14 protein-coding genes are annotated in these 14579 nt (G+C 40.1%); 11 read left to right on the forward strand and 3 right to left on the reverse strand.

From position 1 onward, the window contains the following. Positions 1 to 5: 5 nt before the first annotated feature. Genes ACKP2L_RS03810 through ACKP2L_RS03820 form a run of 3 tightly spaced genes read left to right on the forward strand, consistent with a single transcriptional unit; the run spans position 6 to position 3143 of the window. Entirely contained in the window at positions 6 to 1124 is a 1119-nt protein-coding gene (locus tag ACKP2L_RS03810; protein ID WP_439426031.1) for a trans-sulfuration enzyme family protein, read from the forward strand. Further along, the gene (locus ACKP2L_RS03815) at positions 1121 to 1966 is read left to right on the forward strand and encodes a homoserine O-acetyltransferase/O-succinyltransferase family protein (protein WP_439426032.1); all 846 of its coding nucleotides are present in this window, start codon (positions 1121 to 1123) and stop codon (positions 1964 to 1966) included. The genes ACKP2L_RS03810 and ACKP2L_RS03815 overlap by 4 nt, the downstream gene beginning before the upstream one ends. Before the next feature lie 13 nt (positions 1967 to 1979). Continuing rightward, entirely contained in the window at positions 1980 to 3143 is a 1164-nt protein-coding gene (locus ACKP2L_RS03820) for a trans-sulfuration enzyme family protein (RefSeq protein ID WP_439426033.1), read from the forward strand. Positions 3144 to 3165: 22 nt separating this feature from the next. Here ACKP2L_RS03820 and ACKP2L_RS03825 read toward each other — a convergent pair whose 3' ends face one another. After that, complete coding sequence (locus tag ACKP2L_RS03825) at positions 3166 to 3594, reverse strand: universal stress protein (RefSeq protein WP_439426034.1); 429 nt, start codon at positions 3592 to 3594, stop codon at positions 3166 to 3168. 14 nt (positions 3595 to 3608) lie between these two features. After that, complete coding sequence (locus tag ACKP2L_RS03830; protein WP_439426035.1) at positions 3609 to 5048, reverse strand: amino acid permease; 1440 nt, start codon at positions 5046 to 5048, stop codon at positions 3609 to 3611. A gap of 338 nt (positions 5049 to 5386) precedes the next feature. On the opposite strand from ACKP2L_RS03830, the gene alaS reads away from it, so the two are divergent. Genes alaS through ACKP2L_RS03850 form a run of 4 tightly spaced genes read left to right on the forward strand, consistent with a single transcriptional unit; the run spans position 5387 to position 9121 of the window. After that, positions 5387 to 8038 carry an alanine--tRNA ligase gene (gene alaS, locus ACKP2L_RS03835; RefSeq protein ID WP_439426036.1) on the forward strand — a complete coding sequence of 884 codons (2652 nt, stop codon included), beginning with the start codon at positions 5387 to 5389 and terminating at the stop codon, positions 8036 to 8038. 36 nt (positions 8039 to 8074) lie between these two features. Beyond that, a complete protein-coding gene (locus ACKP2L_RS03840) occupies positions 8075 to 8350 on the forward strand; it encodes an IreB family regulatory phosphoprotein (RefSeq protein ID WP_439426037.1) in 276 nt (91 codons plus the stop codon). Further along, entirely contained in the window at positions 8347 to 8781 is a 435-nt protein-coding gene (ruvX, locus tag ACKP2L_RS03845; protein WP_439426038.1) for a Holliday junction resolvase RuvX, read from the forward strand. Before ACKP2L_RS03840 ends, ruvX begins: the two co-directional genes overlap by 4 nt. Further along, positions 8774 to 9121 (forward strand): DUF1292 domain-containing protein, encoded by a 348-nt coding sequence (locus tag ACKP2L_RS03850; RefSeq protein ID WP_439426039.1) that lies wholly within the window; start codon positions 8774 to 8776, stop codon positions 9119 to 9121. Before ruvX ends, ACKP2L_RS03850 begins: the two co-directional genes overlap by 8 nt. A gap of 78 nt (positions 9122 to 9199) precedes the next feature. Here the strand turns inward: ACKP2L_RS03850 and ACKP2L_RS03855 are convergent, their stop codons facing one another. After that, positions 9200 to 9679 (reverse strand): hypothetical protein, encoded by a 480-nt coding sequence (locus ACKP2L_RS03855; RefSeq protein ID WP_439426040.1) that lies wholly within the window; start codon positions 9677 to 9679, stop codon positions 9200 to 9202. A gap of 53 nt (positions 9680 to 9732) precedes the next feature. Here ACKP2L_RS03855 and ACKP2L_RS03860 point away from each other — a divergent pair, with 53 nt between their 5' ends. The 4 genes from ACKP2L_RS03860 to ACKP2L_RS03875 all read left to right on the forward strand — a co-directional run bounded on the left by ACKP2L_RS03860 (position 9733) and on the right by ACKP2L_RS03875 (position 14540). Next, on the forward strand, positions 9733 to 10518 hold the full coding sequence (locus ACKP2L_RS03860; protein WP_439426041.1) for an adaptor protein MecA: 786 nt from the start codon (positions 9733 to 9735) through the stop codon (positions 10516 to 10518). Positions 10519 to 10542: 24 nt separating this feature from the next. Further along, on the forward strand, positions 10543 to 11652 hold the full coding sequence (locus tag ACKP2L_RS03865; RefSeq protein WP_439426042.1) for a competence protein CoiA: 1110 nt from the start codon (positions 10543 to 10545) through the stop codon (positions 11650 to 11652). Between the two features lie 25 nt (positions 11653 to 11677). After that, positions 11678 to 13486 (forward strand): oligoendopeptidase F, encoded by a 1809-nt coding sequence (pepF, locus tag ACKP2L_RS03870; RefSeq protein ID WP_439426043.1) that lies wholly within the window; start codon positions 11678 to 11680, stop codon positions 13484 to 13486. 115 nt (positions 13487 to 13601) lie between these two features. After that, on the forward strand, positions 13602 to 14540 hold the full coding sequence (locus ACKP2L_RS03875) for an L-lactate dehydrogenase (RefSeq protein ID WP_439426044.1): 939 nt from the start codon (positions 13602 to 13604) through the stop codon (positions 14538 to 14540). Positions 14541 to 14579 lie beyond the last annotated feature (39 nt).

Here is a 14579-nt window from a genome sequence, read left to right on the forward strand (position 1 = left end):
CATAAATGGCACATATTGACACGATACTCGCGCAGGCAGGCAATGGCAGCGATGATGAAAAAAGCGGGGCGGTAAGTTCGCCGATCTATTTTTCGACAGCTTATAGGCACCCTGGTTTAGGCCGATCAACGGGTTTTAATTATTCACGAATGATACAGCCGACTAGAAAAATACTTGAAGATGAATTAGCAGCTTTGGAGCACGGTCAACGTGCTTTTGCTGTTTCTTCCGGGATGGCGGCGATCGATCTTCTTTTTTCTTCATTTCTCAAAGAAGGCGATAATTTCATTGCTTCAGACGATTTATACGGAGGTTCTTTTCGCTATTTTGACGATATTTCTACTAAAAGCGGGCTTGATTATAAACTTTGGGACGGCAGAAATTTTCAAAAATTAGCAGATTTGATCAACGACAAAACTCGGATCGTTTGGTTGGAAACGCCAAGCAATCCAACCATGAAAATAATTGATTTGAAACGAACTGCTCAAGTCGTTCACGCTGCCAATCCTCAAACTATATTAGCTGTTGATAATACTTTTTTGTCGCCGATATTTCAAAATCCTATTTTAGACGGCGCCGATGCAGTCGTGCACTCAGCAACTAAGTATTTAGGCGGACATAACGATATTCTCGCTGGTGCTTTGATCTTAAAAGAAGATGGCCCAAGGGCAGAAACGGTTTATCAGAATTTGGTTACCAGAGGTCAAGTACTCGATCCCTTTTCATCCTGGCTTTTGATCAGAAGCTTGAAAACTTTGCACCTGCGTATGGCCCGGCACGATAAAAGCGGTCGATTTTTGGCTGAGGCTTTAAAAAAGATCCCCGGTGTAGACAAAGTACTTTATCCTGGCGTTGGCGGTATGATCAGCTTTTATTTGAATGAAAAATATGACATAGATCTTTTTCTGCGCGGCTTAAAAATTTTTTCTTTCGCTGAAAGCTTAGGCGGTGCTGAAAGCTTGATAACCATTCCCAGCGTGCAGACTCATCAATATATGTCTGAAAAAAGACGAAATCAATTAGGCATCACTTCTAACTTAGTGCGGGTCAGTGTTGGATTAGAAGATCAGCAGGATCTTTTGGATGATCTTACGCAGGCTGTCAGAGGAGCAGCGATCAAGTGACCGTTTTTATTGAAAATGGATTTTTATTGCATGATAAGGCCAAAATTTCAGAGGGCTTTTTTCGACCTGCTATTGAAGATGATGAAAAATTAAAAAGGGCAAAAAAAGTTTTGCTTCTTAATTTGATGTCGACCAGAAAACAAAGCGAAGAAGATTTTGTCCGGCTTTTGGACCGGGTGAGTGAAAAGACAGGTTTTGATTTTCATGTTTTTTTTGCCGTACCGAAGACTCATCAAGTTAAAGATGATCCAGAAATGGTAAAAAAATATTATCTTCAGCTCGATCAAGCGCAGCGATCAAGATATGATCTGTTGATAGTTACCGGTGCCCCGGTTGATAAAATACCGTTTTCAAAAATAGATTATTGGGAGGAATTCCAACAGCTGATCGATTGGCAAAAGAAGCAGGTGAACAAATCCTTTTTTTCTTGCTGGGCAGCCGCTGGTTTAGCCAAAGCACAAAAAAATATCGAGGTTAAAAAACTGGACAAAAAAGTTTTTGGTATTTTCGATCTCTCAAAAAATCGATTAGGTATTGATTTGGCACCGCATTCGCGTTGGTTTTCGATAGATAGCAAAAGCGCTGAAGCTTCAGGGTGGCAGGTCCTTTCCGGCAGAGAAGATCCTTTCGGTGTTTCCTTGGCTGAATCGGATGACGGTCATTCACTTATTTATACCGGTCATTTCGAGTACAGAGCTGATACTTTGGCTAAAGAATATTATCGCGATGTCAAAAAAGGTTTAAAACAATCCCCGCCCGAAAACTATTTTTTGGATCAGCAAAAAAATATCTGGCTTTCAAATGGTGCTGAAATAATTGCTAATTGGCTTGAAAAAGATTAAAAAGGAAAAAAAGATGACTGATTTTCATGATTTTACAAAAATTATCAAAGATACGACTCCCGAAGACAAACAGAACGGCGCACTGAATACACCTATTTACATGACTTCCACTTTTAGCCAGCCTGATCTAGAACATTTCCATCGATTTGATTATGCTCGTTCAGGCAATCCGACACGCGAATCGGCCGAGCAGACGATCGCTGATCTTGAAGGGGCTGAGTACGGCTATCTTTTTTCAACTGGAATGGCCGCGATTTCTTCTGTACTTCTGACTTTTAGTGCCGGCGATCATATTATCGTTTCAAAACACGTCTACGGCGGTACCTATCGTCTTTTTAATGATATTTTGGAACGCTTTGACATTAGTCATGATTATGTCGACCTATGCGATTTGAAAGCTTTTAACCGTTCGATCAAGGAAAATACCAAAGCTGTTTATATCGAAACACCGTCGAACCCGACCATGGATGTGACCGATATCGCTGCTGTTGCCAAAATTGCCCATCAATATGGTTTGATCGTTATTGCTGACAATACTTTTATGTCGCCATACTTGCAAAAACCGCTTTCATTGGGTGCTGACATCGTTGTGCATTCGGCGACAAAATTCTTAGCCGGTCATTCTGATCTTCTCGCCGGTGCAGCTGCAACTAGTTCAAAAGAGCTGGCTGATAAAATTTATTTCATACAAAATGCGATCGGCGCCACTCTAGGCGCTTTTGACAGTTGGCTTTTATTGCGCGGTATCAAAACTTTGGGCGTGCGTTTGGACCGTTCCAGCTCATCAGCACTTAAATTGGCAGGTTGGCTTGAAAAACAGCCGCAGGTCAAAAAAGTATATTATCCCGGCCTAAAATCTGATCCCGGTCACGACATACAAAAGAAACAGGCCAAGAGCGGGGGAGCGGTATTTTCTTTTGATCTTGGCAGCCAGCAGGCAGTTGAAAAATTCGTTTGTAATCTAAAAATACCTGTTTTTTCGGTCTCTTTAGGCGGCACTGAAACGATCGTTTCTTATCCGCCGAAAATGAGCCACGCTGAACTTAGTCAAAGTGATCTGCAAAAGGATGGTATTAAATTAGGTATGCTTCGTGTTTCAGTTGGATTAGAGGATCAAGATGATCTATTAGCTGATTTTAAACAAGCTTTGGAACAAATAAAAAACCTGACCGATTAAAGCCGGGTTTTTTATTTTTTTGTTATTTTACGATCAAAACATCTACTTTGGAATTTCTTACGACAAAGCTGCTGTGAGAACCGATCAAAATCTGTTCAACAGCGTTCAGACCGGTATTACCGAGGATTATCAAATCAATATCATTATCGTTAGGATAGTCTCTGGCAAGTATTTGCTTTGCATCGCCGATAACTGTTTTGGTAACGTTTTTTACTCCGCGGTCATCAGCTTTTTTTGCATAACTTGTTAAACGATCTTTATCGCGCTGGTATTGATCTTGGTAAATATCTTCGTTAGCACCAAAAGCAAGGATCATTGCCCGATCTCTGTTCACGATCGACAATATGTGCAGTTCGGCCGAAAATTGTTCTGCCAAGTCGAGAGCTCTTTCAAAAGCGCGATCTGATTGCTTGGAACCATCAATACCGACAAGAATCTTTTTGTAAGCCATTGTTGAAGCCTCCATTAACTTTTCTTGGTTGAAGCCGAGGCACTTTGAATATTCATCTTTGAATGCCTCTTTGAATAGGCAAAGTAAATTACCATACCTATTATAAACCAGGCAACGAACCTAAGCCAAGTCTCCCAGTTGAGTCCAGCTATCAAAGTGACACAGAAGATGATCGCGATAATAGGTGTAAAAGGAACTCCCGGTGCACGGAAACCGCGATGCTGATCAGGATTAGAGTGGCGCATCCAAATTATTCCGGCGGAAACAAGGATAAAGGCAGTTAAAGTACCGATGTTGACCAGTTCGGCTAGAATGTTTAAATTGATGAAACCACCGGCTAAAGCGGTAATGATGCCGAAGAACCAAGTGCCCTTGAACGGTGTTTGGTACTTTGGATTTACATCACCGAAAAATTTCGGAAACAGCCCATCGCGCGACATCGAATAAGTTATTCTTGATTGTCCATAAAGTTGGACCAGTATAACAGTGGTCATTCCTAAGATAGCGCCAATGCTGACGATAATGGACAGCCATGTTTGTCCTGTTCTTGCTAAAACAGCCAGGATAGGAGCGTTTATATAACGAGCAAAAGTCGTATAGTGAACGACTCCGGTCATTATCAAAGTCATGATGATATAAAGTACTGTTGAAATAAATAGTGATAACAAGATGCCTCGCGGCAAAGTCTTGCTTGGATTTACCGTTTCCTCGGCACTGGAAGAGACAGAATCAAAACCGATAAAGGAGAAGAAAACGATCGAAGCTGCCGGAATGATACCAGCGGCTCTTCCGCCATGGAATGAATACCAGCCATAAGGAGCGTAAGGATGCCAGTTGCCGGCTTTGATAAACCAAATAGTGCAGGCAATAAAGAGCACGATAACCGCTAGTTTGATAACGACCATCGTATCGTTTACTCGTTTAGTTGAGTTAATGCCGATCGAGATGATCCAAGTGATCAATAATACGATCAAAAATGCCGGCAGATTGAAAAAGCTGTTGACGCCTGCCGTAGTTCCGGCTGCAGAAGTCAGAGCTGTTGGGATGTGGAGACCAAAGTTAGACAGCAAGTTGACAAAATAACCTGACCAGCCAACAGAAACTGTTGCCGCACCTAGCGCATATTCCAAAATAAGATCCCAGCCGATGATAAATGCAACGATTTCGCCAAAAGCAATATACGAATATGTATATGCTGATCCGGCGACGGGGGCCATCGAGGCAAATTCTGCGTAGCACAGTCCAGTGAATCCACAACAGATCGCTGCTATCAAAAACGAAAGCGATAAAGCCGGGCCCGCAGTAAGAGCTCCTTCACCAGTCAGAACGAAAATTCCGGTTCCAATGATCGCGCCGATTCCTAGGAAGGTAATATCCCAGGTTCTCAGTGTTCTTTTCAGAGGAGTCGCATTTTTCGTGAGGCTTGCAATATCCTTTTTACGAAAAATACTCATAAATCAAAAACCACCTTTCTTAGATTTAAGTTTGATATTAGATACTTAAAAGTAAGTAAGTCAAAAAATGTTAACAATCCTGACAAATTTTTTAAAAAAATTCGTATTTTACCAGCTCTGCAGGTGGTATAGTATTCTTAAAGACGGATATGCTCTTTGAGGGTGGGTTTTAGAGAAAAGCCGGTCGGTGCAAGGCTTGTGCAGCTCGGAATCAAAGAGTGCTCCCGTTTTCTAATAAAAAATAATAAGCAGAGACACATAAAGCACTGTGTGAAGCTGGGTGGTACCGCGTCGTTGATCGCCCCAGCATTTCCACGTGCTTTTATTTTTGGAGGAAAATGAAAAAACTAAATTCAGCACAGATCAGACAAATGTTTCTAGATTTCTTCAAATCTAAGGGTCATAAAATAGAACCGAGCCAGTCTTTGATACCTAAAGATGATCCGAGTTTGCTTTGGATCAATTCCGGGGTGGCTACTTTAAAGAAATATTTTGACGGTTCACAGATCCCCGAAAATCCAAGAATGGTAAATGCCCAAAAGTCGATCAGAACTAATGATATTGAAAATGTTGGTCATACTGCCCGCCACCATACTTTTTTTGAAATGCTCGGCAACTTTTCTGTCGGGGATTATTTCAAAAAAGAAGTAATTCCTTGGGCTTGGGAGCTGTTGACCAGTCCGGATTGGTTCGGCATTGAACCGGAAAAGTTATATGTAACTTATTATCCGCGCGACTTGGAGACCAAAAAACTTTGGGAGGAACAGCCGGGTTTTATTTCTGGCCATACTGTTGCTCAAGAAGATAATTTTTGGGATATTGGCGAAGGACCTTCAGGCCCCGATACCGAGATATTTTTTGACCGCGGCAGGAAATTTCAGGATCTGCCCGATGAGGATCCGGAAATGTATCCGGGCGGCGAAAATGAGCGTTATTTAGAGGTCTGGAACATCGTCTTTTCACAATTCAACCATCTGCCCGGCTTAACAGATAATTCGCAATATCCCGAATTGCCGCATAAAAATATTGATACCGGTATGGGGCTGGAACGAATGGTCTCTATTTTTGAAGATGCACCGACCAATTTTGAAACTGATCTTTTTTTGCCGCTGATCCATCAAACGGAAAAAATTTCTGGTAAAAAATACGGCGTTTCCAAACAAGATGATATTAGTTTTAAAATAATCGCTGATCATATCCGGGCGGTCACTTTTGCTATTTCCGATGGGGCTCTGCCCGGAAATACCGGCCGCGGTTATGTTATCCGCCGTTTGCTTAGGCGCGCTGTCATGCATGGCCGCAAATTAGGTATCGAAAGACCGTTTTTGACTGAACTGGTACCGACTGTCGGCAAGATAATGCACTCTTATTATCCAGAGATCAGCGAGAACCAAGGCAAGATCATTCCTGTTATAAAAAATGAAGAGGAAAGATTTGGAAAAACTCTTAGTGCTGGTATTGAGCTGCTGGATGATTTGATCAAACAAGCTAAAGAAAAAGGCGAAAAATCGATTTCCGGCAAAGCGGCGTTCAAGCTGTTTGATACTTATGGTTTTCCATTTGATCTTACTAAAGAGCAGCTCTCAGACGAAGGTTTGCAGGTAGATCAAAAAGCTTTTGAAGAGGAGATGTCAAAGCAGCAGGAACGTGCGCGTGCAGCTGCCGGCAAGGTCAAAACTTTCGGTGTACAAAAGGGTGAACTTTTAAACTTGAAAGTTGCCTCGAAATATGTCGGCTGGTCGCAAAACGAGGTCGATTCGGCTAAATTGTCGGCTATTATTGTCCAAGGCAAACAAACAGATCAGGCTTTTGCCGGGCAAACCGCACTATTGGTGTTTGACAAGACTCCTTTTTATGCTGAGATGGGCGGCCAAGTGGCTGACCATGGATCTATTTATCCGGCTGGTCAAAAGGATGCTGCGGCTGAAGTTCAAGATGTTCAAAACGGTCCTAACAAACAGCATATTCACACAGTCTCGCTACTGAAAAACGTTAAAGTCGGTCAATTATTTGATTTGAAGATCGACTTAAAACGCCACAGGCTGGTTTCGTATAATCACACTGCAACTCACTTGCTTGATCAAGCCTTAAGAAATATTGTTGGTCAAGGTGTTCATCAAGCAGGTTCTTTAGTTGAATCGAAATATTTACGCTTTGACTTTACGCATCAGGGTCCTTTGGAAAAAACCGAACTCGATAAAATTGAAAATGAAGTTAATCAACAGATTTTAGCTGATTTGCCGATAAAATGGGTCGAAACCGATATCGAGTCGGCAAAGAAACTTGGTGCTGTTGCGGTATTTGGCGAAAAATACGGCAAGAAGGTCAGAGTCGTTTCGATCGGGGATTACAATAAAGAATTCGACGGAGGAACTCACGCTGAGCATACCAGCCAATTAGGTATTTTTAAGATCGTAAGTGAAAGCGGTACTGGTGCTGGTGTTCGCCGAATCGAAGCCGTAACGGGTCCTGAAGCATTCAGGCTGATCAAAGAAAGAGAAGAATTGCTTTTGCAATCTGCTCAGAAATTTAATTTGCAGCATATCGAACAGCTTCCTAACAAAATAGATGTGCTGCTTGAAGAAAATCGCGAGCAAAGAAAACAAATCGAATCTCTATCGGCAAAGTTGGCTAACCAGGCGGCGGAAGATATTTTTCACGATGTTAAAAAGGCTGGATCTTACAGCTATATAACAGCTAGGTTCGATAACCAAAATTCACAAGCACTGCGCGAAATCGTTGATAATTGGCGCGATAAAAAAGTTTCTGATGTTATCGTTTTGGCTTCTGCACCGGAACAGAAACCAATTTTAATCGCTGCTTCTAATAAACCAAAAGAAATAAAAGCTGGTGATTTGATCAAAAATATCGCCAAAAAGATCCAAGGCGGCGGAGGCGGTCGACCTGATCTTGCTCAAGCCGGTGGTAAAGATGCGGCCGGTATAAAAGATGCTTTGATTCAAGTTGGTCTATATCTTGAGCAACAATAGATTTTAATTTAAAACATTTAAGGTAGAATATAGGCAATGGCAGAATTTGAAGATACAACTGTATTTGACTTTGGCCCGGAAAAACCGGAAGACGTCAGATCGATGCTCAGGCTCGTTTATCAAGCCTTGGAGGAAAAAGGGTATAACCCCATAAACCAGATCGTCGGCTATCTTATTTCTGGCGATCCAGCTTATATTCCCCGTTTGAATGGGGCTCGTAATCTGATTCGTCGTTTTCAACGCGATGAGATCGTCGAAGAATTAGTCAAAAATTATATTAACGACGGCAGTCGGCTAGGGAAGGATAAATGAGACTTTTAGGCTTAGATGTTGGTTCTAAAACCGTCGGCGTTGCTCAGTCTGATCCGTTAGGCTGGACGGCACGTTCAGTTGAAATAATTCGTATCGACGAGAATAAAGGCGAATTTGGTCTAGACCGTTTGGGTGAAATAATTTCCGAGAAAAAGATAACCGGAGTCGTGGTCGGATTACCTAAAAATATGAATAATACCGAAGGACCGCGAGTCGACGCTTCCCGAAATTATGGCAAAATGGTCGAAGATCATTTCGGGCTGCCGGTCGACTATGAAGATGAGCGGCTAACAAGCGTTGAAGCTAATCGTATGCTGATAGAAGAGGCAGATCTTTCGCGGGCAAAGAGAAAAAAAGTCATCGACAGTTTAGCAGCGCAGCTCATTTTACAAAATTATTTGGATAAAAAAGGAAAATTGATTCGTGGCTGATAAAAATCAACAAAATAACGATCAAGATCAATATGTAACTCTAACTGATGATAATGGGAATGAAGCTCTTTATGAGGTTCTTTTTACCTTTCATTCAGATCAGTACAATAAGGATTATATTTTGTTCACTCCGGCAGGAGTCGATCAAATAGCAAACGATGATCCTGACCAAGAAGTTGAGATCCAAGCTTTTAGCTTTGATCCAAAAGCAGGTGATGAGAATACCGAATCCGACCTTTTCCCAATAGAAGATGAACAAGAATGGAATATGGTCGCAGAAGTACTCAACACTTTTGTTGAAGATGATTCACTTCATTCGGAAAACAAGAAAAATCATTGATAAATAGATAAATATTTTTTCTATAAAAAGCAATATAAAACACTTTGCTGTTTCATTAAAAGGCAAAGTGTTTTTTTATTAGTCTTGGTCGAAACCTTTTCTATAAATAACTTTGAAATTGGAATAAAAATCAGCTGAGACAGACTTCAACAAATCTGATTTGTTGAAATTTTGAAAACTAGCTGCGTCAGCAAATTGCAACAGAAGAACGTAGCGATGGAGATCCTTTGTTTCTTGCATCCAGATTCCACCCGAGATCCCATCTCTAGAAAATTCCGCTTTATGCAAACTTAAATTTTTCTGGGCTATTTGAGCTTCTTTATCTTCACCAGAAAAATAATATAAACCGATCAATTGGGCATCAGAAGATCTTTGTGAAAATTCTTCTAAAATCCGAAATTCGATCGGTCGCGTGTTTTCAGCAAGGAGTTCCCGTGAAAAAATACCGAATTGTGATTCACCTGATTTCGATATGTATTCAAGTTGATCGTAATCAAGATTTTTTGTTAAATTCAGTAGATACTTTCTGCTGCCGAAGGTCAAATATAATCTATTCATATTTAAATTCTAACGCTATATCTGTTAACTGTCATACTGTTATAATGTAAGTAATGAAGCTGGAAAGAATTGATTCAAATACTCTGCACATCATGTTAAGCAAGGCCGACCTAGACGACCGCAAGATCACGATGTCAGATTTAATGTCGGACCGTCAAAGGGTCGAAAAGTTTTTCTATTCCATTCTTGACGAAGCAAACGTTGATCATAGTTTCGTCAATGATGACCAAGTGACTTTTCAGATAATGCCCACTGGCAAACAAGGGATCGAACTGTTTATTTCACGTGTCGTAGACGATTCTAATATGAGCGTCGATGGTGACGGCAATATGATTTTTTCAATCAAAGATGAAGAAGTCGATGGCCGGATCGTGAATTTGCTTCAAGGTTATGATAAAAGCGGATCTAATTCTGATCGGCAAAAAAGAATTTCGTCTAATAGGCCCAAGTATGCGCTCACTTCCAGTCAACCGTCTGGATCGACATCTGCTTCTTCTTTAGATACTGATGATCAAAAAAATACCTTTATGTATGACGGCTGGTATCTATTGTCTGATTTTGACGAATTTTTAGCAGTTGGTCAGACTATCGATTCAAAGTTTTTGGTATCTGATCTTTATGAAATCAGAACAGCATTTCCGCATGATGGCAATGACGCAGTCCATCGGGCATTTTTACTGCATCTGTTCTCGCGGAACAAAAAAGCTGGCGGTGTCGAAAATTTAATGTCTGATTTTGGTATCAGAGTTGATAGCAGTCAGATAGAAAGTTCCGATTTGACTAAACCGGTTTTTACCAATTTAGCTTTGGAATTAAGCAAAAATATTTTTAAAAATTAGTTTTTTATCGTAAAAACTATTTAGATGCTTATTGCGCATAATGTTAATTTAGAACTGGTACGAGCTGATCGTTGCGGCAGTGGGAAACAATTTTATTGTCCAGCTTGCAAAAACAAGGTCATTTTAAAACAGGGGTCTATCAAACGACCTCATTTTGCTCACTTAAATGTTTCTGATTGTGAAACTTTTTCCGAAAATGAAAGCCTGCTTCATTTAGAAAGCAAGTATCTTTTAGAAAAGACAGGACGAGAACTTGGCTGGAATTGTACGCTGGAGAAAGTTTTTTCGAATATTTCTCAACGAGCTGACTTGTTTATTCAGTTCGGTGATCAAAGTCTGGCGATCGAATTTCAGCAAAGTCCGATTTCTGATGAAGAGATCTTCAAGCGTAATTCTGGTTATGAAAGGATCGGTTTGCCTTTTATTTGGCTGCTGGGCCCGAATTATCCGATAAATAAGCTGAAAGAACATACAGCGGCTAAATTTTCTGATCGATCAGGCCATATATTTTGTTTTGATGCGAAAGATAATATCAGGATCTTAAAGGATTTTAAAAAAAGAGATTTCTTGTCTTTATCGTTTCAAATAGCTAAATTAGATATAAAACTTTTCTTTGCAGAAATATCTAACTATTTTTATAACGGTGGATTTTCAAATAAGGTTCGTTTTAAAGCGGGAAATGCCTGTATAGGTGAAAACAGTTTTACTCATTTGCGGCGCTTGCAGACTTCTATTATCAAAGGCCGCGCAGACAAAAATAAACTTACAGATATTTACTGTAAAACAGGCAAATCACCAGTTTGTGCTCCTTGGTTCATTCATCGCGGTCATCAATTCGGTTTGCTTTGCGATAATTGGCAGTGGCGTCTTGATTGCCTGCTCCTTTTAGAAGAGAGGGGAGCCGATGGTCTGGATAAAAATAAGTTTATCGATTTTTTGACTTCAAAAAAGTATTTTTATTCAGGCAGATATAATCATGCGAATGCTTTTGCGGTTAAAGCAGCTGCACAGCTTCTTTTTGAAATGAAAATGTCTAAGCTTGTTTTTCAAAAGGGTGATTTGATTTTTTTAAGAGATGAATATCGTTGGTTCAAGAGTTACCAAGAAAAAATTTCTGATAGAAGCTTGTGTTAAAATTGCTTTCATTGACGGAGGTTTTATGACAGAAGAAAAAAAGCAGATAACCAGAGCTGAGGTCGAAAAAAATCCAGCTCAAACTTGGGATCTAACAAAAATATTTAAAAGTGATCAAAAGTGGGAAGAAGCCTTTTCTAAGACAGATCAGCAGACGAGTGCGGTTTCCTCTTTAGCTGATAAGGTCAATGACGGCAAGGGCTTATTGAATGCTATTAAGTCGATCCTTTCTTTGCTCAGATCGGTCGAAAAAATATATTCTTATGCTTCGTTGAAAGCAGATCAAGATACCAGCAATAATCACTATGCTGCTTATCGTGCCAGAGTTGCCAGCTTGGCTGCTAAAACCAATTCAGCGATATCTTTTCTGACACCGGTCATTATTTCTTTTTCTGATGAGCAGCTCGAAAATTTTTATAAACAAGAACCGCAATTAGAACAATATCGTCATCTGATCGAATCGATCGCAAAAAAGAGGGAACATACTTTATCAACAGAAGAAGAGAAGCTGCTTGCGTCGGCTGGAGATGTTTTTTCTGCCAGTTCTGATACTTTCAGTATCCTCAATGATTCGGATCTGAAATTTGGTACGGTCACAGACCCCGATGGTAATAAGGTCCAGCTGACTCAGGGGCTATATTCTCTGATGATGGAATCTAGTGACCGCAGGGCGAGAAAAGAGGCTTTTCAAACTGTTTACAAAGCTTACGGACAGTTTAAAAATACCTTTGCGACTACTCTGTATGGTCAAGTCAAAGCTGATAATTTCGATGCTTCTGCTCATAAGTTCAAATCAGCGCGTCAGGCAGCAACTTTTAGAAATGATATTCCCGAAACCGTTTTTGAAAATCTCGTTGATACGACTAATAACAACCTCGGCCTGCTTCACAGATATGTCAGTCTTCGCAAGAAAATATTAGGTCTTGATGAGATACATAGTTATGATCTTTATACGCCGATCACCGGAGAGGTCGATTTCCCAGTTGATTATCAAAGTGCTCAAGCAATCGTTTTAGAAGCCTTAAAACCCTTAGGAGATGACTATCTTCAAGGTATGCAGGATGAATTCGATCAACGCTGGATCGATATTCCCGAAAATTCAGGTAAACGTTCCGGCGCCTATTCCGACGGCTCTTATGATACTTATCCTTATATACTGCTTAATTGGCAAGACACCTTGGACAATATTTTCACTTTGATCCATGAATCAGGTCATTCTCAGCATTCTCGCTTAACACGTAAAAATCAGCCTTATCAATACGGTGATTATCCGATCTTTCTTGCCGAGATCGCCTCAACGACTAACGAAATGCTTTTGACCGACTATCTTTTAAAGACACAAACTGACCCCAGAGTCAAAGCCTATGTCTTGAATCATTTTCTTGACGGCTTCAAGGGGACTGTTTTCCGTCAAACTCAGTTTGCCGAATTTGAAGATTGGATCCATAAACAAGTTCAGGCCGGTCAGGCTTTGACAGCTGATAGCTTATCAAAATTTTATGGCGATCTTAATAAAAAATTCTATGGTCCTGATTTAAAATTCGATCCGGAAATATCTCTAGAATGGGCACGTATACCTCATTTTTATTACGATTATTATGTTTATCAGTACGCTACCGGTGAATCAGCAGCCATTACTCTTTCTGACGGTATCATTAAAGATCCAAAGAAAAATGTTCCACTTTATCTTGATTATTTATCTTCAGGCTCATCTGACTATCCGCTAAATGTTATTAAAAAAGCTGGTGTCGATATGGAAAAACCTGATTATTTGAACAATGCCTTTTCAGTTTTTAAAGATCGGCTGGATCAGTTCGAAGCCTTGCTTTCTTAATTTTTTCACAATTTGAAAAAGATGAAAATCGTTTTTCATCTTTTTTATTTTTTTCACAATTTTCTCTTTAAAAGTGATAAAGTGAGCATAATAATTATTTGAAAAGGGAGAAAATATGACAAGAAAAATTGGAATAATCGGTTTGGGACATGTCGGCTCAACGGTCGCACATTATCTAGTAACTGCTGGTTTTGCTGACGATTTGGTCTTGATAGATACAAATGAATTAAAAGTGACTGCAGATGCGATCGATTTCAGTGATGCAATGTCGAATTTGCCTAGCCACACTAATCTGTTCGTTAACGATTATCAAAAATTAGCTGATGCTGATTTGATCATTTCGGCAGTCGGTAATATTAAGCTTCAAAAAGATAATAAAGAGCACGATCGCTTTGTTGAATTACCATTTACCAGTGTGGCGGTCAAAGATGTTTCATCGAAAATCAAAGAGTCTGGTTTCAATGGTATTTTGATCGATATCACCAATCCTTGTGATGTTATAACTTCGTTATATCAAAAATATACCGGTTTACCTAAAGATCATGTGATTGGAACCGGAACTTTGCTCGATTCCTCCAGAATGAAAAGGGCAGTTGCTCAATCTTTGGATATCGATCCCAGATCTGTTGACGGCTATAATTTGGGTGAACATGGTAATTCACAATTTACTGCTTGGTCGACTGTACGAGTTTTGGGACGACCGATCAAAGAAATAGCACAAGAGAGAGCGATCGATCTTATTGGTTTGGATGATGAAGCAAGAAAGGGCGGTTACACTGTTTTTCACGGCAAGCATTATACTAACTTCGGCATTGCAGCGGCAGCAGTAAGATTGGCAAATGTAATTTTGAGTGATGCTAAAAGCGAGTTGCCGGTTTCTAATTTTAGAGAAGAATACGGTACTTACTTATCATATCCGGCCATAGTTGGTAAAAATGGTATTGAGAATCAAGTTCAGTTAGTATTAGACGATGAAGAAAAAACAAAGCTTGCTCAATCAGCTAACTATATAAAAACACGCTTTGAAGATACTTGCGAAAAACTTGGAAAGTAATTAAATAAAAAACACGATGGCGCCTTGATACTTGTATCG

The sequence above is a fragment of the Oenococcus alcoholitolerans genome, assembly GCF_051852995.1.
Taxonomy (GTDB): Bacteria; Bacillota; Bacilli; order Lactobacillales; family Lactobacillaceae; genus Oenococcus; species Oenococcus alcoholitolerans.

What these genes read in the sequence shown, in the direction of transcription:
- ACKP2L_RS03810 (WP_439426031.1), top strand. Translation starts at nt 6, where the DNA reads ATGGCACATATTGACACGATACTCGCGCAGGCAGGCAATGGCAGCGAT.
- ACKP2L_RS03820 (WP_439426033.1), top strand. Translation starts at nt 1,980, where the DNA reads ATGACTGATTTTCATGATTTTACAAAAATTATCAAAGATACGACTCCC.
- ACKP2L_RS03825 (WP_439426034.1), bottom strand. Translation starts at nt 3,594, where the DNA reads ATGGCTTACAAAAAGATTCTTGTCGGTATTGATGGTTCCAAGCAATCA.
- ACKP2L_RS03830 (WP_439426035.1), bottom strand. Translation starts at nt 5,048, where the DNA reads ATGAGTATTTTTCGTAAAAAGGATATTGCAAGCCTCACGAAAAATGCG.
- alaS (WP_439426036.1), top strand. Translation starts at nt 5,387, where the DNA reads ATGAAAAAACTAAATTCAGCACAGATCAGACAAATGTTTCTAGATTTC.
- ACKP2L_RS03840 (WP_439426037.1), top strand. Translation starts at nt 8,075, where the DNA reads ATGGCAGAATTTGAAGATACAACTGTATTTGACTTTGGCCCGGAAAAA.
- ruvX (WP_439426038.1), top strand. Translation starts at nt 8,347, where the DNA reads ATGAGACTTTTAGGCTTAGATGTTGGTTCTAAAACCGTCGGCGTTGCT.
- ACKP2L_RS03855 (WP_439426040.1), bottom strand. Translation starts at nt 9,679, where the DNA reads ATGAATAGATTATATTTGACCTTCGGCAGCAGAAAGTATCTACTGAAT.
- ACKP2L_RS03860 (WP_439426041.1), top strand. Translation starts at nt 9,733, where the DNA reads ATGAAGCTGGAAAGAATTGATTCAAATACTCTGCACATCATGTTAAGC.
- ACKP2L_RS03865 (WP_439426042.1), top strand. Translation starts at nt 10,543, where the DNA reads ATGCTTATTGCGCATAATGTTAATTTAGAACTGGTACGAGCTGATCGT.
- pepF (WP_439426043.1), top strand. Translation starts at nt 11,678, where the DNA reads ATGACAGAAGAAAAAAAGCAGATAACCAGAGCTGAGGTCGAAAAAAAT.
- ACKP2L_RS03875 (WP_439426044.1), top strand. Translation starts at nt 13,602, where the DNA reads ATGACAAGAAAAATTGGAATAATCGGTTTGGGACATGTCGGCTCAACG.